Annotated in this window: 17 protein-coding genes, 1 tRNA gene and 1 pseudogene; 18 read left to right on the top strand and 1 reads right to left on the bottom strand. The window is 34.6% G+C overall.

Annotation, left to right across the window (positions count from 1 at the left end; genetic code table 11):
• Nucleotides 1-193 precede the first annotated feature (193 nt).
• The 12 genes from RYK07_RS04930 (at nucleotide 194) to RYK07_RS04985 (ending at nucleotide 11,150) form a co-directional block, all read left to right on the top strand.
• Nucleotides 194-1,669 carry a nicotinate phosphoribosyltransferase gene (locus tag RYK07_RS04930; RefSeq protein WP_314852673.1) on the top strand — a complete coding sequence of 492 codons (1,476 nt, stop codon included), beginning with the start codon at nucleotides 194-196 and terminating at the stop codon, nucleotides 1,667-1,669.
• 22 nt (nucleotides 1,670-1,691) lie between these two features.
• Nucleotides 1,692-2,519, top strand: coding sequence for an ammonia-dependent NAD(+) synthetase (gene nadE / locus RYK07_RS04935; protein ID WP_314852675.1), 828 nt, complete (start codon nucleotides 1,692-1,694; stop codon nucleotides 2,517-2,519).
• 151 nt (nucleotides 2,520-2,670) lie between these two features.
• Nucleotides 2,671-3,378: a glucosamine-6-phosphate deaminase gene (locus tag RYK07_RS04940; RefSeq protein ID WP_314852677.1), complete on the top strand. Its 708-nt coding sequence runs from the start codon at nucleotides 2,671-2,673 to the stop codon at nucleotides 3,376-3,378.
• Nucleotides 3,379-3,436: 58 nt separating this feature from the next.
• Complete coding sequence (locus RYK07_RS04945) at nucleotides 3,437-4,129, top strand: phosphoglycerate mutase (protein ID WP_314852694.1); 693 nt, start codon at nucleotides 3,437-3,439, stop codon at nucleotides 4,127-4,129.
• 252 nt (nucleotides 4,130-4,381) lie between these two features.
• The gene (locus tag RYK07_RS04950; RefSeq protein ID WP_006703947.1) at nucleotides 4,382-5,062 is read left to right on the top strand and encodes an N-acetylmannosamine-6-phosphate 2-epimerase; all 681 of its coding nucleotides are present in this window, start codon (nucleotides 4,382-4,384) and stop codon (nucleotides 5,060-5,062) included.
• A gap of 26 nt (nucleotides 5,063-5,088) precedes the next feature.
• Nucleotides 5,089-6,594, top strand: coding sequence for a PTS transporter subunit EIIC (locus RYK07_RS04955; RefSeq protein WP_314852679.1), 1,506 nt, complete (start codon nucleotides 5,089-5,091; stop codon nucleotides 6,592-6,594).
• 120 nt (nucleotides 6,595-6,714) lie between these two features.
• Nucleotides 6,715-7,545, top strand: a complete 831-nt coding sequence (locus RYK07_RS04960; RefSeq protein WP_314852681.1) for a MurR/RpiR family transcriptional regulator — start codon at nucleotides 6,715-6,717, stop codon at nucleotides 7,543-7,545.
• A gap of 173 nt (nucleotides 7,546-7,718) precedes the next feature.
• Complete coding sequence (locus RYK07_RS04965) at nucleotides 7,719-8,453, top strand: metal ABC transporter ATP-binding protein (RefSeq protein ID WP_314852683.1); 735 nt, start codon at nucleotides 7,719-7,721, stop codon at nucleotides 8,451-8,453.
• A complete protein-coding gene (locus RYK07_RS04970; RefSeq protein WP_314077243.1) occupies nucleotides 8,446-9,276 on the top strand; it encodes a metal ABC transporter permease in 831 nt (276 codons plus the stop codon). Before RYK07_RS04965 ends, RYK07_RS04970 begins: the two co-directional genes overlap by 8 nt.
• Nucleotides 9,273-10,223: a metal ABC transporter substrate-binding protein gene (locus RYK07_RS04975; RefSeq protein ID WP_314852685.1), complete on the top strand. Its 951-nt coding sequence runs from the start codon at nucleotides 9,273-9,275 to the stop codon at nucleotides 10,221-10,223. The genes RYK07_RS04970 and RYK07_RS04975 overlap by 4 nt, the downstream gene beginning before the upstream one ends.
• A gap of 323 nt (nucleotides 10,224-10,546) precedes the next feature.
• Nucleotides 10,547-10,825: a hypothetical protein gene (locus RYK07_RS04980; protein ID WP_314852686.1), complete on the top strand. Its 279-nt coding sequence runs from the start codon at nucleotides 10,547-10,549 to the stop codon at nucleotides 10,823-10,825.
• Nucleotides 10,826-10,949: 124 nt separating this feature from the next.
• A complete protein-coding gene (locus tag RYK07_RS04985) occupies nucleotides 10,950-11,150 on the top strand; it encodes an XRE family transcriptional regulator (protein WP_314852687.1) in 201 nt (66 codons plus the stop codon).
• Between the two features lie 232 nt (nucleotides 11,151-11,382).
• Here the strand turns inward: RYK07_RS04985 and RYK07_RS04990 are convergent.
• Nucleotides 11,383-11,454: transfer RNA gene (locus tag RYK07_RS04990), tRNA-Arg, on the bottom strand.
• Between the two features lie 353 nt (nucleotides 11,455-11,807).
• On the opposite strand from RYK07_RS04990, the gene RYK07_RS04995 reads away from it, so the two are divergent.
• From RYK07_RS04995 to eno, 6 genes and pseudogenes are all read left to right on the top strand, one after another.
• Nucleotides 11,808-12,788, top strand: coding sequence for a sugar-binding domain-containing protein (locus RYK07_RS04995; protein WP_314852688.1), 981 nt, complete (start codon nucleotides 11,808-11,810; stop codon nucleotides 12,786-12,788).
• Between the two features lie 36 nt (nucleotides 12,789-12,824).
• Entirely contained in the window at nucleotides 12,825-13,826 is a 1,002-nt protein-coding gene (gene gap, locus RYK07_RS05000) for a type I glyceraldehyde-3-phosphate dehydrogenase (protein ID WP_314852689.1), read from the top strand.
• Nucleotides 13,827-13,954: 128 nt separating this feature from the next.
• The gene (locus RYK07_RS05005; RefSeq protein WP_314852690.1) at nucleotides 13,955-15,145 is read left to right on the top strand and encodes a phosphoglycerate kinase; all 1,191 of its coding nucleotides are present in this window, start codon (nucleotides 13,955-13,957) and stop codon (nucleotides 15,143-15,145) included.
• A gap of 81 nt (nucleotides 15,146-15,226) precedes the next feature.
• Nucleotides 15,227-15,985 (top strand): triose-phosphate isomerase, encoded by a 759-nt coding sequence (gene tpiA, locus RYK07_RS05010; RefSeq protein ID WP_314852696.1) that lies wholly within the window; start codon nucleotides 15,227-15,229, stop codon nucleotides 15,983-15,985.
• Complete coding sequence (gene gpmI, locus RYK07_RS05015; protein WP_314852692.1) at nucleotides 15,985-17,514, top strand: 2,3-bisphosphoglycerate-independent phosphoglycerate mutase; 1,530 nt, start codon at nucleotides 15,985-15,987, stop codon at nucleotides 17,512-17,514. The genes tpiA and gpmI overlap by 1 nt, the downstream gene beginning before the upstream one ends.
• A gap of 99 nt (nucleotides 17,515-17,613) precedes the next feature.
• Nucleotides 17,614-17,794: pseudogene (gene eno / locus RYK07_RS05020) on the top strand (phosphopyruvate hydratase); the annotation flags it as partial.

Below are 17,794 nucleotides of genomic sequence, written 5' to 3' on the forward strand. Positions count from 1 at the left end.
ACATTGATAAATAAAGAGACTAGATAAAATAGTTTATTCATTTTGAAGGTATTTAAGTGTGGAAATGATGGTTGAAGAAGGGACTAGGAAACTAGTCCCTTTTGCCGTAAAAAAAGAGTTTGGAAAGTTTGTACAAACTATGAAAACTGGTGTACAATAAATGTAATTATAATGAAAAGAGGGTTATGGAACCATGAAATTCCGTTATCATGATGATAGTTTAACGTTACATACTGATTTATATCAAATTAATATGATGAAGACTTATTGGGAAACAGGTCTTCATGAGAAAAAAGCGATTTTTGAAGCTTATTTTAGAAAGTTACCTTTTGAAAATGGATATGCCATTTTCGCTGGTTTAGAACGTTTAGTTCACTATATTGAAGATTTAACATTTAGCCAAACAGATTTAGAATATTTAAGAAGTTTAGACATTTATCCAGAAGAATTTTTAGATTATTTGAAAAACTTTAAATTTAAAGGGAATATTCATTCTGCAGTTGAAGGGGAATTAGTGTTTGCCAATGAACCATTAGTTCAAGTAGAAGGAACACTTGCAGAATGCCAATTAATTGAAACAGCTCTATTAAATATTATTAATTTCCAAACACTCATTGCGACAAAAGCTTCTCGTATTCGTACAGTTGCTGGAGATGATCCTGTTCTAGAATTTGGAACAAGACGTGCTCAAGAATTAGATGCAGCGCTTTGGGGAACAAGAGCAGCTTATATTGGGGGATGTAATGCGACAAGTAATGTTCGAGCAGGAAAAATGTTTGGAATTCCTGTTTCAGGAACTCATGCGCATTCTTTAGTACAAGCGTATCGTGATGATTATGAAGCCTTTAAAGCTTATGCCTCTACTCACCGTGACTGTGTATTTTTAGTAGATACGTATGATATTTTACGTTCAGGTGTTCCAAATGCGATTCGTGTAGCGAAAGAATTTGGAGATAAAATTAATTTCTTAGGTGTTCGTATTGATAGTGGAGACATGGCCTATATGTCGAAAAAAGTTCGTCAACAATTAGATGATGCAGGCTTTACAGAAGCTAAAATTTATGCCTCAAGTGATTTAGATGAAAAAACTGTTCTGAACTTAAAAATGCAAGGTGCTAAAATTGATGTTTGGGGAATTGGAACACGTTTAATTACAGCTTATGATCAACCTGCTTTAGGATGTGTTTATAAATTAGTAGCGATTGAAGATGAAAATGGTGAAATGGTTCCAACCGTGAAAATTTCTAATAATGCAGAAAAAGTTTCAACACCAGGTAAAAAACAAGTATGGCGTATTACTCGTAAGAGCGATGGAAAATCCGAAGGGGATTATATTGCATTATGGCATGAACGTCCAGATGAATTAGAAGAATTATATATGTTCCATCCAGTTTACACATATATTAATAAAACAGTGACAGATTTTGATGCTCGTCCAATTTTACAATCAATTTTTGAACAAGGTAAATTAGTGTATACATTGCCTTCATTGAAAGAGATTAAAGCCTATAAAGATGAACAAGTAGAAGCGCTATGGGATGAATACAAACGTATCTTAAATCCTGAACAATATCCAGTTGACTTATCTACAGAAACTTATCAACAAAAACTCGCAAGTATTGAAGCAATTCGTGCAGAAGTAAAAGAGAAAATGAACCGCTTAAGCTAATTCGATAGAAAAGGAAGAAATCATGAGACCATTACAAAAACAAATTATTGAAACGTTAAAAGTGCAGCCGAAAATTGATGTTCAAGAAGAAGTTAAAAGAACGATTCAATTTTTGAAAGAGTATTTAGTCAAGCATTCTTTTTTAAAAGGCTATGTATTAGGCATTAGTGGTGGACAAGATTCTACTTTAGCTGGGAAATTAACTCAGTTAGCCATTGATGAGTTGAAACAAGAGTATCCAGAAAAAGATTATCGCTTTTATGCTGTTCGCCTACCTTATGGAATTCAAGCAGACGAACAAGATGCAATGGATGCCATTGAATTTATGCAAGCGTCAGATATTTTGAGAGTAGATATTAAACCAGCAGTGGATGCAGCTGCAAATAGTATTACAAGTTTGGGTTTGCAGATTAGTGATTTTAATAAAGGGAATATTAAAGCAAGAGAGCGTATGATTGCCCAATATGCAATTGCAGGTCAAACAAGCTGTGCGGTAATCGGTACGGATCATGCGGCGGAATCTGTGACAGGATTTTATACAAAATTTGGAGATGGTGGAGCAGACATTTTACCATTATGGCGTTTGAATAAACGACAAGGACGTCAGTTGTTAGAATATTTAGGAGCTCCAGAACATTTATATTTAAAACAACCAACAGCAGACTTAGAAGAAGAACGTCCATCACTTCCTGATGAAGTAGCTTTAGGCGTAACTTATGAAGCAATTGATGACTATCTTGAAGGAAAAGAAGTTTCGGAAAAAGATGCTCAAACCATTGAAAGTTGGTACATCAAATCAGAACATAAACGTCATTTGCCAATTACGATTTATGATGATTTTTGGAAATAATTAAAAATATAACTCTATTAGACAGGATAATTCCGAGTCTAATAGAGTTTTTTGTTTTGAAAATATTTGATTAAAAATCGGAGGTTATTATTTATTCTTATGAAAATTTCTGTTACAATACTGGTAATGACAAGTTGAGGGAGGAAGCGTTATGGACATTAAAATTGTAAAAAATCAAGAAGAAGGCGCTAAAGTTGCGTTTGAAGTTTTTAAAGAAGCTTATGAAAAGGGAGCGAAAGTTTTTGGGTTAGCAACAGGTTCAAGCCCTCTTGGTTTATATGAAAAAATTCGCCAAAGTACATTAGATTTTTCGGATAGAGTATCTGTAAACTTAGATGAATATGCAGGTTTATCAAATGAAGATGAACATAGTTATCATTATTTTATGAATGAGCAATTATTTGCAGCAAAACCATTTGCTAAGAGTTATTTACCAGATGGATTAGCAGAAGATATTGATGCTGAAGTGGAGCGATATGAAAAAATTTTACAAGATAATCCTGTTGATTTCCAATTATTGGGGATAGGGAGTAATGCCCATATTGGATTTAACGAACCAGGAACACCTTTTACTCAAAGAACACATAAAGTAGCGTTAGCACAAGCGACAATCGAAGCAAATAAACGTTTCTTTGAACGTGAAGAAGATGTGCCAAGATATGCTTATTCAATGGGATTACAATCAATTATGGATGCAAAACAAATATTATTAATTGCATTTGGGGAGAAAAAAGCACAAGCGATTTTAAATACGGTAAAAGGGGATGTTACGACAGATGTGCCTGCTAGTATTTTACAGAAGCATCCAAATGTAACAATTATCGTTGATGAAGCTGCTGCAGCATTATTAAATAGATAATGAAAAAGGGTATACTATTACTCGGGAAAAGGTTTAGGAGAAAAAGGAGAGCGATATGATGGTAAAATTAGTTTTTGCTCGCCACGGCCAGTCAGAATGGAATAAGGCCAATCTCTTCACTGGTTGGGCGGATGTTGATTTATCTGAAAAGGGGATTCAACAAGCAATTGATGCCGGAAAATTAATTAAAGAAGCAGGGATTGAATTTGATCAAGCCTATACTTCAGTGCTAAAACGTGCCATTAAAACAACGGATTTGGCATTGGAAGCTTGTGATCAATTATGGATTCCTGTTGAAAAATCTTGGCGTTTAAATGAACGTCATTATGGTGGTTTGACTGGGAAAAATAAAGCAGAAGCTGCTGAAAAATTTGGAGATGAACAAGTTCATATTTGGCGACGTTCCTATGATGTGTTACCTCCAAAAATGGATCGAGATGATGAGTATTCAGCACATGGAGATCGGCGGTATGCAAAGCTGGATGATTCTGTAATTCCAGATGCAGAAAATCTTAAAGTGACATTGGAACGTGTTCTTCCATTTTGGGAGGATAAAATTGCTCCAGATTTAAAAGCTGGTAAAAATGTTTTTATTGGCGCACATGGAAATTCTATTCGTGCGTTAGTAAAACATATTAAAGGATTATCAGATGACGAGATTATGGGATTGGAAATTCCAAATTTCCCCCCATTAGTCTTTGAATTTGATGAAAACTTACATGTAGTTTCAGAATATTATTTAGGAAAATAATCTTCCAAATCTTTGAAACTGAATAGTGATACCCTTAGGACTTATCGATTGAACGGTAAGTCCTTCATTATTTTATATAATACTTTTTATAATCTTTTAAAAATTGTGAAAGTAATTTCTAATTTTTAAGGAATTTGGATTGGAAAACAAAGAAATTTGAAATTACTTTCTAAAATAGCATCTAATATTGAAAATGCTTTCTGCTACAATTATACTAATGAATGTAAAGGCTTTTATATAAAGAAAAGGAGGCTGAATATGAGTATTCAAGGGCAATTAATCGTATCTTGCCAAGCGTTGCCACATGAACCGTTGCATAGCGATTTTATTATGGCTCGTATGGCAGTCGCAGCAAAGGAAGGAGGAGCAAAGGGGATTCGTGCTAATTCTGTCATAGACATCAAAGCTATTAAAGAAGCAGTTGATTTACCTGTAATTGGAATTATTAAAAGAGATTATGATGATGCTGATGTCTATATTACTGCCACTATGAAAGAAGTGGATGAGTTAATGGAAGCAAAACCGGAAATTATTGCATTAGATGCAACGATTTCTAGTCGTCCTAATGGACAAACTTTAGATGAATTTTATCAAGAAATTCGTCAAAAATATCCAACTCAAAAACTAATGGCAGACTGTTCGACAGTTGAAGAAATGATTCATGCAGATGAATTAGGGTTCGACTATATCGGAAGTACATTAGTAGGATATACCAACCAAAGTAAAGGGGATAAAATTGAAGCAAACGATTTTGAAATTCTCCGTGAAGTCTTAAAGGTTATCAAACATCCACTCATTGCAGAAGGAAATATTGATACGCCTGAAAAGGTAAAACGTGTACTTGAATTAGGGGCCTATAGTGTAGTTGTTGGATCAGCGATTACAAGACCTCAATTAATTACAAAAAAATTTGTAGATGCGATTCAATCATAAAAGGAAAATAATTAGGGGGAAACCATATGTTTAAAGTATTACAAAAAATTGGTAAAGCATTTATGTTGCCGATTGCTATTTTACCGGCAGCTGGTTTGTTATTAGGGATTGGTGGTGCATTGTCAAATCCAACGACAGTAGCTACTTATCCAGTGTTAAATAATAGTCTTTTACAAGCAATTTTCACAGTAATGAGTTCAGCGGGGGAAGTTGTATTTGCGAATTTAGCGTTACTACTCTGTGTGGGCTTATGTATTGGGTTAGCAAAACGTGATAAAGGTACTGCAGCACTGGCTGGGGTTACTGGTTATTTCGTAATGACAGCAACAATCAAAGCACTTGTTAAATTATATATGGCTGAAGGAGCTTCAATTGATACAGGTGTAGTTGGTGCCATCGTAGTAGGTTCTGTAGCGGTTTATTTACATAATCGTTATAGCAATATTCAATTACCTCAATTCTTAGGATTCTTTGGAGGTAGCCGTTTTGTTCCAATCGTAACTTCATTTGCTTCAATTGTAGTTGGGGGTATTTTCTTTGTAATTTGGCCTCCATTCCAACAATTATTAGTATCAACTGGTGGTTATATCTCACAAGCTGGACCATTTGGAACATTCTTATATGGATTCTTAATGCGTCTATGTGGTGCAGTTGGTTTACACCACATGATTTATCCATTATTCTGGTATACAGAATTAGGTGGCGTTGAAGTAGTTGCAGGTCAAACTGTAGCAGGAGCTCAAAAAATCTTCTTTGCTCAATTAGCAGATCCAACACATGTTGGTCTATTTACTGAAGGAACTCGTTTCTTCGCAGGTCGTTTCTCTACAATGATGTTTGGTCTTCCAGCAGCATGCTTAGCAATGTATCACTGTGTTCCAAAAGATCGTCGTAAAAAATATGCTGGTTTATTCTTTGGGGTAGCTTTAACTTCATTCATTACTGGTATTACAGAACCAATTGAATTTATGTTCTTATTCGTAAGTCCAGTACTTTATGTTGTTCACGCATTCTTAGATGGTGTAAGCTTCTTTATTGCTGATATCTTAAACATTTCTATTGGTAATACATTCTCTGGTGGGGTTATCGACTTCACATTATTTGGGGTATTACAAGGAAATGATAAAACAAATTGGTTATTACAAATTCCATTTGGTTTAGTATGGAGTGTTCTATACTATGTTGTATTCAGATGGTTTATCATTCAATTCAATGTTGCAACTCCAGGTCGTTTAGATGAAGAGTTAGTAGATGATGCACAACCGGTTGTAGAAACAAAAGATACATTAAAACAAGATAGCGTTCGTATTATTGAAGCATTAGGTGGAGCAGAAAACATTGAAGATGTAGATGCATGTATTACTCGTCTACGTGTAGCAGTTCGTTCTGTAGATAAAGTAGATAAAGCAACTCTAAAATCTATTGGTGCAGTAGATGTACTAGAAGTAAATGGTGGAGTTCAAGCAATTTACGGTGCGAAAGCAATTCTTTATAAAAACAATATTAACGAAATTTTAGGAGTAGATGACTAATCGTTGTCTAAACTCTTTCAAGCTAGGGGATGAAAGTCTCCTAGCTTTTTATTTTTTAAAACACGAGACTTGAAAAATATGATACACTAGCAGTAATGAAAAGGTTAAGGGAGTAACAATATGATATCTTTTGAGAAAAAAGTCACACCATTAATTGAATCGATTTATGATACATTAACCCCTAATGAAAAAACAATTGCGCAATATTTTTTAAAGCAAAAATCTACAGAAGAATCTTTATCTGCTAGAGCCGTATCGGAGAGATTGTTTGTATCCATTCCATCATTGACTCGTTTTGCTCAAAAATGTGGTTATAAGGGATATCGACAATTTATTTATGATTTTCAAGAAAGTAAAAAAGAGGGAGAAGTCATTCATAATGATTTAACGAAAACAGTTTTATCAGACTATGAAGAATTACTATCGAAATCTTTTTCTTTAATTGATGAAAGCCAAGTCATTAAAGTGTGTGGTTTATTGAATAATGCAAAACGAGTTTATATTTATGGACAAGGGAGTTCAGGGTTAGCAGCTCATGAGATGAAGTTTCGTTTTATGCGACTAGGAATGATTTGTGAGGCGATTACGGATTTGCATACCATGCTGATGAATCGAGTGCTTGTGGATGAACAGTGTTTAGTCATTGGGATATCAGTTTCTGCGAATGCAAGTGTAGTAGAGGCGGTACGTCAAGCGAAAAAGCAAGGGGCAAAAACGGTTTTAATTACTTCAAAACGAAGTGAAGAAAGTGAAAAAGTTTGTGATGAATTAGTATTAATTGCAATGAAAAATGCGTTAGATCAAGGGGGGCTAATTTCTCCACAATTTCCAATTTTAGTCATGGTAGATATTTTTTATAGTTATTATAAAGAGATTGATAAAGACTATAAGCATCATTTATTCTCCAATACATTAACTGCTTTAGGAGCAAAAGAAGATAAAAAAGAATAGGCTTAAAAGAGATGAAGAACATGAAAGCGTTTTGTTCTTTATCTTTTTTTATATAAAAATCGGAATTTTTCAAAAATATTTTGGAGTACCTAAAAAACTCTTGACGAGAGAAAGTATTTAGGGTAACCTAATTATTGGCATAAGAAATATGACAGAAAGAAGGAGGCAGATTCATGATTAAAGTCGAAAATCTGGGAGTATCTTACGCAATGCAACCAGATGTTTTAAAGGATTGTCATGTAGAAGTTAATGGCCCAACGATTTTGGGAATTATTGGTCCTAATGGGGCAGGGAAATCTACTTTATTAAAAGCAATTCTAGGATTAATTCCGCATACGGGAAAAGTGACATTTGATGGAGAAGCAGCGAGTCAATCGCTAGGGAGAATTGCATACGTTGAACAAAAAAGTAATTTGGATTTTACATTTCCAATTACGATTCGTGAATGTGTAGCATTAGGAAAAACTGTAAAAATGAAACCATTTCAACGGTTAAACGCTCAAGATTGGAAAGATGTCGATGAAGCGATTGAAGAAGTTGGATTAACAGAATTAGCCAATCGTCCAATAGGAGCATTATCTGGCGGACAATTCCAAAGGGTATTATTAGCACGTTGTTTAGTCCAAAAAGCAGATTACATCTTCTTAGATGAACCATTTGTTGGGATTGATATGATGAGTGAAAAAGTCATTATGACTTTAATTCGTCAATGGAAAGAAGAAGGTAAGACTATTTTAATGGTGCATCATGATTTATCGAAAGTACGTGATTATTTTGATCAAGTCATTTTAGTGAATCGTGGAATTGTAGATAGTGGAAAAACTGAGGAAACATTTGTTCCTGAAAAAATTAGAAAAACTTACGGTGGAGAAGTTTTCATAGCTCAAGGGGGACAAACTCATGAATAATTTTTTACAAGGATTAATGAACTATCATTTTGTGCAAAATGCATTAATTTCTTCTGTTTTAATTGGAGCAGTTGCCGGAATGATTGGATGTTTTATCATTCTTCGTGGAATGTCGTTAATGGGAGATGCGATTTCTCATGCGGTGTTACCAGGGGTAGCATTATCTTTTATTCTTGGTATTAACTTCTTCTTTGGAGCACTAGCGTTTGGATTATTAGCATCGTTTATTATTGCTTTTATTAATCGAAATAGTGTCGTAAAAAGTGATACTGCGATAGGAATTACCTTTAGTTCGTTTTTAGCTTTAGGGATTATTTTAATCGGTGTTGCAAAAAGTTCAACAGACTTATTCCATATTTTATTTGGGAATATTTTAGCGGTACAAGATTTTGATTTAGTAATTACAGCAATTGTGGGAATATTTGTTTTTGTAACGATTATTTCTTACTTTAAAGAATTACAAGTAACGAGTTTTGACCCAGTCTTTGCTCGTTCGGCAGGATTGAATGTATCATTCTATCATTACTTATTGATGTTTCTTTTAGCATTAGTTTCGATTACAGCAATGCAAAGTGTCGGAACAGTTATGATTGTAGCGTTACTGATTACACCAGCAGCAACAGCGTATTTATATTCGAAGAGTTTGAAAACCATGTTAGCTTTATCAGCGATGTTTGGTTCACTTTCTTCGATTGTTGGTTTAGTAATCGGCTATACGTTTAATATTGCAGTAGGTTCAACCATTGTATTAACTGCTGCAGCATTCTTTGTGATTAGTTTTATTGTATCACCAAAACAAAGGGAAGGTAGGAAAAAAGCATGAAAATCGGGAAATTATTAACAGTCGGTTTATTATCATTAGTAGGTTTTGCAGGATGTTCAACAAACACAACATCTACATCTACAACTACAACAAAAAGTAATGAACCTAAAAAAGTACAAGTAGTAGCAACAAACTCTATCATTTATGATATTACAAAAAATGTTGCTGGGGATTTAGCAGACATTCACAGTATTGTTCCAGTTGGACAAGATCCACACGAATATGAACCATTACCACAAGATGTTCAAAAAATTCATGATGCAGACCTAATTTTCTATAATGGAATTAACTTAGAAAATGCAGATGATGCTTGGTTTACAAAAATGGTTAAAAATGCTGGTAAAGTAGCAGATAAAGATTACTTTGCAGTAAGTGATGGCGTTGATGTAATTTACCTTGAAGGGGAAAAAGAAAAAGGTAAAGAAGACCCTCATGCATGGTTAAACATCGAAAATGGTGTGATTTATGCTAAAAATATTGCAAAACAATTAATTGCAAAAGATCCAGAACATAAAGATACTTACCAAAAGAATCTTGATAAATATGTTGCTGAATTGGATAAATTAGATAAAGACGCAAAAGAACGTCTTGCTAAAATTCCAGAAGAGAAAAAATTAATTGTTACGAGTGAAGGATGCTTCAAGTACTTCTCTAAAGCTTATGGAGTTCCATCAGCTTACATTTGGGAAATTAATACTGAAGAAGAAGGTACTCCTGAACAAACAACTCGTTTAGTAGAAATTCTTAAAAATTCTAAAGTTCCTTCATTATTCGTTGAATCAAGTGTTGACGAACGCCCAATGAAGACAGTTTCACAAGAATCAGGTAAGCCAATTTACTCAACAATCTTTACTGACTCAATTGCTGAAAAAGGTAAAGATGGAGATAGCTACTTAAGCATGATGAAATGGAACTTAACAAAAATTATTGAAGGTTTAGAAAAATAATTCGCAGTCTAATAGTATGGTGAGCTATAAAACTGCAAATAAGCCAGGGTGTTAAGCCCTGGCTTTTTTGCACTCAAAAAATTGATGATTATATGAAAAAGGCATCCTAAATAGGATGCCAAGAAATAAAACGTAACAAGCCTATGTCTCGCAAACACCGCAGATAACGTTTTTCTTTAATAGAGGGGAAGGATAACTTCCCTCACTCTCAGTATATAATAATAAAAAAGGCAACTCAATAAAAATGTGATGATAGGAATGAATTTTGGGTGTAACAATTGTACTTTTAAATATCCATCTGTCATAATGGTGATGAGGTGTAAATGATTATGATAAAATTAGATTCAGTAAATGAATTATCTGATTTACTAAAATTTTGCATGATTATGGAAGAGCAAAAATTAAAATCTAATTTTTCTGACTTATCTAGAAAGTTTTATGTTGTTCGTAGAATTGTTAAAAAGTACTATAACGGCTATAACAAATCTAAAATAAGAGTTAGAAAATCAAAAATCGATTCATTACATTCATTAATTCAAGAATTATTGAATGACGACGCTTGGCAAATTGTTAAAAGAAAGCAGATTTATGGCGTTTTTTAGTAAAAAATCATGAGTTGACTATCGGTGAATCCAATTTTAGAAAGTACATTTCAACTCATCCAAAATTTCAACAATATTTTAATAAACGATAGTCAATTTTGAATTATGCAGGAGGCGATGACAAATGATAGCAAATGTAAAATTAATTGAAGAAGTACTTAAAAAATATTCAGCATACAAGATAGGAAAAGAAACTGGGATAAGTTATAGTACAGTAAATGATTGGAAAAAAGGAATAACAAGCGTATACGGTATGAAACTAGAGTATGCCATTAAATTAACAGAATACGCAATTCAAGAAAAAGTTGAAGTAGAGGAAAATTAAATTAAATTCGAAAACATTGAAATGCTGGAAATGATGAAGAAGAGTTCGCGATAATCTAAAATTAAGAATGATCTGTACAAAAAAGGTGCTACTCAAAATAGCACCTTTTTTGTTACAAAGTTGTTCCATAAATGTTCCGTGGAATCGGTAATTTCAAGAAACGTTAAGAATGATAAAACGTTGATTTGACAATGTTTTGCAATCTTAGAAAATGACAAGAAATTACAAATAACGCCACCTGAGGGAATCGAACCCCCATTATAAGAACCGGAATCTTATGTGATATCCATTACACTAAGATGGCTAAACAATGTAAGAATATTTTATCCAAATTCATATGAAAAAACAAGAAGAAACCCTTACAAAAAAAGAAATAGATTGATTTAGAAAAAGCAGAAAAAGACAACTTTAAAAGAGAAAAAAGAAAGAGAAAGGGACTCAAAAAGTCCCGGTTTAATATTTTTTTAGAAAATATTAAACACTTTCAAGTTGCATTTTACAAATATTGTTGGTACAATATTTGTGTAATTAAGAAAGTTTTCTATGTATAGATAGCTGATTTTTAGGGACGGTTTTTAGCCCAGTAATGAAACGAAGGGAATCGGAATTATGGATTGTATGAGATTAATGCAACTTCTAGTCCCCGAAAGCAATCAAATGTTAAAAATTCGTTTCCAAATTTTGCGAGCGATACAACGAACACAACCGATTGGTCGAAGAGGGCTTGCAAAGCAGTTGGAAATATCGGAACGGATTCTTCGTTCTGAAACAGATTTACTAAAAGAACAAGGTTTAATTACATATTCTGCAAAAGGAATGTTTGTTACTGAGTTAGGAAAAGATACTTATCTTGGATTAACTTCAATCATTCAACAGTGTATCGAAATGACTGATTTTGAAAAAGAAATTTCGGATAAGCTAGGAATTAGATTTTGTAAAGTGGTTACTGACAGTGGTCCAAATAAAGGGCTGCAAATTAGTAATCAAGTACAGGAATTGATGAAATGGATGTTGCCGGTTGATCAATCAATCGTTACAGTGACGGGTGGTAGAACGATGGCAATGGTAGCAGAATATTTTTCAAAAGAGATTTTACAACAACGTGAAATTTCATTTGTACCTGCAAGAGGAGGAGTGGGCGGTTCCACTTTAATTCAAGCAAATAGTGTTAGTGAAAAGATGGCGACAAAAACAGGTGGAGAACATTTTTCATTATATGTTCCGGAACATGTTAGTAAAGAGACGTATCTTCCGTTATTACAAGAACCATTGGTTTCACAAACATTGACAATGATGAAACAAGCGAATTGTTTATTGTATAGCGTTGGAAATGCAAGTGTCATGGCTGAACGAAGAGGGTTGTTACCTCAAGAAAGTCAGTTTATTGCAAGTAGGCGTGCTGTAGGTGAAGCGTTTGGTTGTTTCTTCGATGCAAAAGGAAAGGTTGTTTTTAAACTTCCACGAGTAGGTTTGCATCTTAGTGATTTAGAGTCTATCCCACATAGTATTGCTATTGTGGAAGGTGCTCAAAAGGCAGAGGCTTTAATGGCTTATGCCAAATTAGCTCCTATCGATCGAACATGGTTTGTGATTGATGAGAGTTTAGCAAATATGGTTTTGAACGGGGTAACCCGCTAAAAATAAAAAAATATATCCCTAGGAGGAAAAACTATTATGACAGTTAAAGTTGGTATTAACGGTTTCGGACGTATTGGACGTTTAGCATTCCGTCGTATTCAAGAAGTGGAAGGATTAGAAGTTGTTGCAATCAACGACTTAACAGATGCTAAACAATTAGCACACTTATTAAAATACGATTCAACACAAGGACGTTTCAACGGAGAAGTTGAAGTATTAGAAGGCGCATTCCGCGTAAACGGTAAAGAAGTTAAAGTATTAGCTAACCGTAATCCTGAAGAATTACCATGGGGAGAACTAGGCGTTGATATCGTTTTAGAATGTACTGGTTTCTTCACTTCTAAAGAAAAAGCTGAATTACACTTAAAAGGTGGAGCTAAACGTGTTGTTATCTCTGCTCCTGGTGGTAACGATGTACCAACAGTTGTATACAACGTAAACCATGACATTTTAACAGGTAAAGAAACAGTTATTTCTGGTGCTTCATGTACTACAAACTGTTTAGCACCTATGGCTAAAGCATTAAACGATAACTTCGGAATCGTTGAAGGATTAATGACTACAATTCACGGTTACACTGGTGACCAAAACACATTAGATGCACCTCACGCAAAAGGTGACTTACGTCGTGCTCGTGCTGCAGCTGTAAACATCGTTCCTAACACAACTGGTGCTGCTAAAGCTATCGGTTTAGTAATTCCAGAATTAAACGGTAAATTAGATGGAGCTGCTCAACGTGTTCCTGTACCAACAGGTTCATTAACAGAATTAGTAACAGTATTAGAAAAACCAGTTACAGCTGAAGAAATTAATGCTGCTATGAAAGCTGCTGCAACTGAATCTTACGGATATACTGAAGAACCATTAGTATCTACTGATATCGTAGGTATCACTTATGGATCATTATTTGATGCTACTCAAACTAAAGTAATGACTGTAGGCGACAAACAATTAGTTAAAACAGTTTCTTGGTACGATAATGAAATGTCATATACTGCACAATTAATTCGTACTTTACAATACTTTGCAAACTTATAATATAAAGTTTTGATATAGCTAATCGTATCGAATTTTTCAGGGCGATGGAAGCATTCGCTTCCTCGCCCTGTTTTCATAATGTGGGTATTACACTCGCTCCAAATAAATTTTTTCTAGGAGGCTATTCTATGGCTAAAAAAATTGTGACAGATTTATCTGTTAAAGGTAAAAAAGTATTAGTACGTGTTGACTTTAATGTTCCATTAAAAGATGGCGTTATTACAGATGACAACCGTATTGTTCAAGCATTACCAACTATTCAATACTTGATTGACAATCATGCAAAAGTAATTCTTTTCTCTCACTTAGGAAAAGTAAAATCTGAAGAAGATAAAGCTCGTTTAAGCTTACGTCCAGTTGCTGTACGTTTATCAGAATTATTGAAAAAAGATGTAACATTCGTTCCAGAAACTCGTGGAGAAGCATTAGAATCAGCTATTAATGGTTTAGCTGAAGGAGATGTTTTATTATTTGAAAACACTCGTTTCGAAGATTTAGATGGCAAAAAAGAATCTAAAAACGATCCTGAGTTAGGCAAATATTGGGCATCTTTAGGAGAGTTGTTCGTAAATGATGCATTTGGTACAGCTCACCGTTCTCACGCTTCAAACGTAGGAATTGCTAGCCAATTAGAAACTGCAGCTGGTTTCTTAATGGAAAAAGAAATTAAATTCATTGGTGGAGCAGTAGATACACCAGAACGTCCATTCGTAGCTATTTTAGGTGGAGCGAAAGTTTCAGATAAAATTGGCGTTATCGAAAGCTTAATTGATAAAGCTGATAAAGTGTTAATCGGTGGAGGAATGGCTTATACATTCTTCAAAGCTATGGGTCGTGAAGTAGGTCTATCATTATTAGAGGTAGATCGTATCGAATTAGCAAAACAATTAATGGAAAAAGCTGGCGACAAATTAGTATTACCAATTGACAATGTAGTTGCAAAAGAATTCTCAAATGATGCAGTTGCTACAACTGTACCTTCTGACCAAATTCCAGCTGACCAAGAAGGATTAGACATTGGTCCTAAGACTGTTGAATTATTTGCTAGCTACTTAAAAGATGCTAAAACAGTTGTATGGAATGGACCTATGGGTGTATTCGAATTATCTAACTTTGCTAAAGGAACAATCGGTGTATGTGAAGCTATTGCTTCTTTAGAGGGTGCTACAACAATCATCGGTGGTGGAGATTCTGCAGCAGCAGCAATTTCACTAGGATATGCTGATAAATTCACTCATATCTCAACTGGTGGTGGAGCTTCATTAGAATACTTAGAAGGTAAAGAATTACCTGGTGTAGCTTCAATTAGTGATAAATAATTTAAAAAAATTGAAAGAGACTCACTGAAATGATGCATTCATTTTCGTGAGTCTGCTTCATAAACAATTTTAGGAGGAAAAATTATGCGTAAACCAATTATTGCAGGAAACTGGAAAATGAATAAAAACCCTAAAGAAACTCAAGCATTTGTTGAGGCTTTAGCAGGTAAATTACCATCATCAGAAGTTGTTGAGTCTGCTGTAGCAGCTCCAGCAGTTGATTTATCTACTTTATTAGCTGCAGCTGAAGGTTCAGAATTAAAAGTAGCTGCTCAAAACTGCTATTTCGAACAAGAAGGTGCTTATACAGGAGAAACTTCTCCAAAAGTATTATCTGAAATGGGCGTTCACTATGTTGTAATTGGACACTCAGAACGTCGTGAATATTTCCACGAAACTGATGCAGATATTAACAAAAAAGCAAAAGCAATTTTCGCAAATGGTATGTTACCAATTATTTGTTGTGGTGAAACATTAGAAACTTATGAAGCTGGTAAAGCAGCTGAGTTTGTAGGAGCACAAGTTTCTGCAGCGTTAGCTGGATTATCAAACGAACAAGTTTCATCATTAGTGATTGCATATGAACCAATTTGGGCAATCGGAACTGGTAAATCAGCTTCTCAAGATGATGCTCAAAAAATGTGTAAAGTAGTACGTGACGTTGTAGCAGCAGACTTTGGTCAAGAAGTAGCTGATAAAGTACGTGTACAATACGGTGGTTCTGTTAAACCTGAAAATATTAAAGAATACATGGCTTGTCCAGATGTGGATGGAGCTTTAGTAGGTGGAGCAAGCTTACAACCTGAATCATTCTTAGCTTTATTGGAGGCAGTAAAATAATGTCTAAATCACCAGTAGCGATTATTATCTTAGATGGTTTCGGATGGAGACCAGAAGTAGAAGGTAACGCTGTAGCACAAGCAAAGAAACCAAATTTTGACCGTTATTATAATGAATTTCCTCATACAACATTAAAAGCATCAGGTTTAGATGTAGGTTTACCAGATGGACAAATGGGGAACTCAGAAGTAGGTCATACAAATATCGGTGCAGGTCGTATTGTATACCAAAGCTTAACTCGTATTGATAAAGCGATTTTAGATGGTGAATTCGATACAAACCCAGCATTAAATGGTGCCTTTAACCATGTATTAGAAAATGATTCTGCATTACACTTATTTGGATTATTATCTGATGGTGGAGTACACAGCCATATCAATCATTTATTAGCATTAATTGAAACAGCAAAAGCAAAAGGTATTTCTAAAGTTTATGTTCATGCATTTATGGACGGACGTGACGTGGATCCACATGGTGGTCCAGCGTATATTAAAACTTTAGAAGAAAAATTAGCAGAAGTTGGAGTAGGTCAAATCGCAACAGTATCAGGTCGTTACTATGCAATGGACCGTGACAAACGTTGGGAACGTGTTCAATTAGCTTATGATGCAATTGCACATGCAAAAGGACCACAATTCGAATCAGCTCAAGCAGTAATTGATCACAGTTATGCTGAAAATGTAACAGATGAATTTGTGATTCCATCAGTAATCGTTAAAGATGGCCAACCAGTTGCGAAAATTGAAGAAAATGATGCAGTTATTTTCTTTAACTTCCGTCCTGACCGTGCGATTCAATTATCAAATGCATTTACAGATAAAGAGTGGACAAACTTTGATCGTGGTGAACATGCTGCAAATGTTAAATTTGTGACAATGACATTATACAATCCGAGTGTAGATGCAGAAGTTGCATTCCCACCAATTCCTATGACAAATGTTTTAGGAGAAGTATTATCTAAAGCAGGATTAGCACAATTACGTATTGCAGAAACTGAGAAATATCCTCACGTTACATTCTTTATGAATGGTGGACGTAACGAAGAGTTCCCAGGAGAAAATCGTATTTTAATTCCTTCACCAAAAGTTGCAACATATGACTTAAAACCTGAAATGAGTTGCTATGAAGTAGGAGACGCTTTATATAACTCAATTCAAAATGATGAAAATGATGCAATCATCTTAAACTTCGCAAATCCAGATATGGTTGGACACTCTGGTATGTTAGAGCCAACGATTAAAGCAATCGAAGCAGTAGATGAAAACTTAGGTAAAGTAGTGGATGCTATTTTAGCTAAAGGTGGTACTGCAATTATCTTTGCTGACCACGGCAACTCAGAAACAATGATTACACCAGAAGGTACACCTCATACTGCTCATACAACAGTTCCAGTACCAGTAATCGTAACGAAAAAAGGTGTTACATTACGTGAAGGTGGCCGTTTAGCAGACGTTGCACCTACAATGTTAGATTTATTGAATGTAGCAAAACCTGAAGAAATGACAGGCGAAAGCTTAATTCAAAAATAATCTTAAAAAAAGGCTTTCAATTTAAGGAAAATATTGCATCAAAAGCATTTTTCGACTAAAATAGAAACGTACAAATAAATATAAAGGAGTTAATAAATCATGCCATTTATTACAGATGTATTAGCAAGAGAAGTATTAGATTCACGTGGTAACCCAACTATCGAAGTTGAAGTTTACACAGAAAGCGGAGCGTTCGGACGCGGTATGGTTCCTTCAGGAGCTTCTACTGGTGAATACGAAGCAGTTGAATTACGTGATGGCGACAAATCTCGTTACTTAG

Source organism: uncultured Granulicatella sp., assembly GCF_963528315.1.
Classification (GTDB): Bacteria; Bacillota; Bacilli; order Lactobacillales; family Aerococcaceae; genus Granulicatella.

Bases quoted from the DNA above. Each gene is read 5' to 3' on its own strand.
- RYK07_RS05005 (WP_314852690.1), top strand. From the start codon at position 13,955: ATGGCTAAAAAAATTGTGACAGATTTATCTGTTAAAGGTAAAAAAGTA.
- nadE (WP_314852675.1), top strand. From the start codon at position 1,692: ATGAGACCATTACAAAAACAAATTATTGAAACGTTAAAAGTGCAGCCG.
- RYK07_RS04965 (WP_314852683.1), top strand. From the start codon at position 7,719: ATGATTAAAGTCGAAAATCTGGGAGTATCTTACGCAATGCAACCAGAT.
- RYK07_RS04970 (WP_314077243.1), top strand. From the start codon at position 8,446: ATGAATAATTTTTTACAAGGATTAATGAACTATCATTTTGTGCAAAAT.
- gap (WP_314852689.1), top strand. From the start codon at position 12,825: ATGACAGTTAAAGTTGGTATTAACGGTTTCGGACGTATTGGACGTTTA.
- RYK07_RS04960 (WP_314852681.1), top strand. From the start codon at position 6,715: ATGATATCTTTTGAGAAAAAAGTCACACCATTAATTGAATCGATTTAT.
- RYK07_RS04930 (WP_314852673.1), top strand. From the start codon at position 194: ATGAAATTCCGTTATCATGATGATAGTTTAACGTTACATACTGATTTA.
- RYK07_RS04945 (WP_314852694.1), top strand. From the start codon at position 3,437: ATGGTAAAATTAGTTTTTGCTCGCCACGGCCAGTCAGAATGGAATAAG.
- RYK07_RS04955 (WP_314852679.1), top strand. From the start codon at position 5,089: ATGTTTAAAGTATTACAAAAAATTGGTAAAGCATTTATGTTGCCGATT.
- RYK07_RS04980 (WP_314852686.1), top strand. From the start codon at position 10,547: ATGATTATGATAAAATTAGATTCAGTAAATGAATTATCTGATTTACTA.
- RYK07_RS04940 (WP_314852677.1), top strand. From the start codon at position 2,671: ATGGACATTAAAATTGTAAAAAATCAAGAAGAAGGCGCTAAAGTTGCG.
- RYK07_RS04985 (WP_314852687.1), top strand. From the start codon at position 10,950: ATGATAGCAAATGTAAAATTAATTGAAGAAGTACTTAAAAAATATTCA.
- RYK07_RS04975 (WP_314852685.1), top strand. From the start codon at position 9,273: ATGAAAATCGGGAAATTATTAACAGTCGGTTTATTATCATTAGTAGGT.
- gpmI (WP_314852692.1), top strand. From the start codon at position 15,985: ATGTCTAAATCACCAGTAGCGATTATTATCTTAGATGGTTTCGGATGG.
- RYK07_RS04995 (WP_314852688.1), top strand. From the start codon at position 11,808: ATGTTAAAAATTCGTTTCCAAATTTTGCGAGCGATACAACGAACACAA.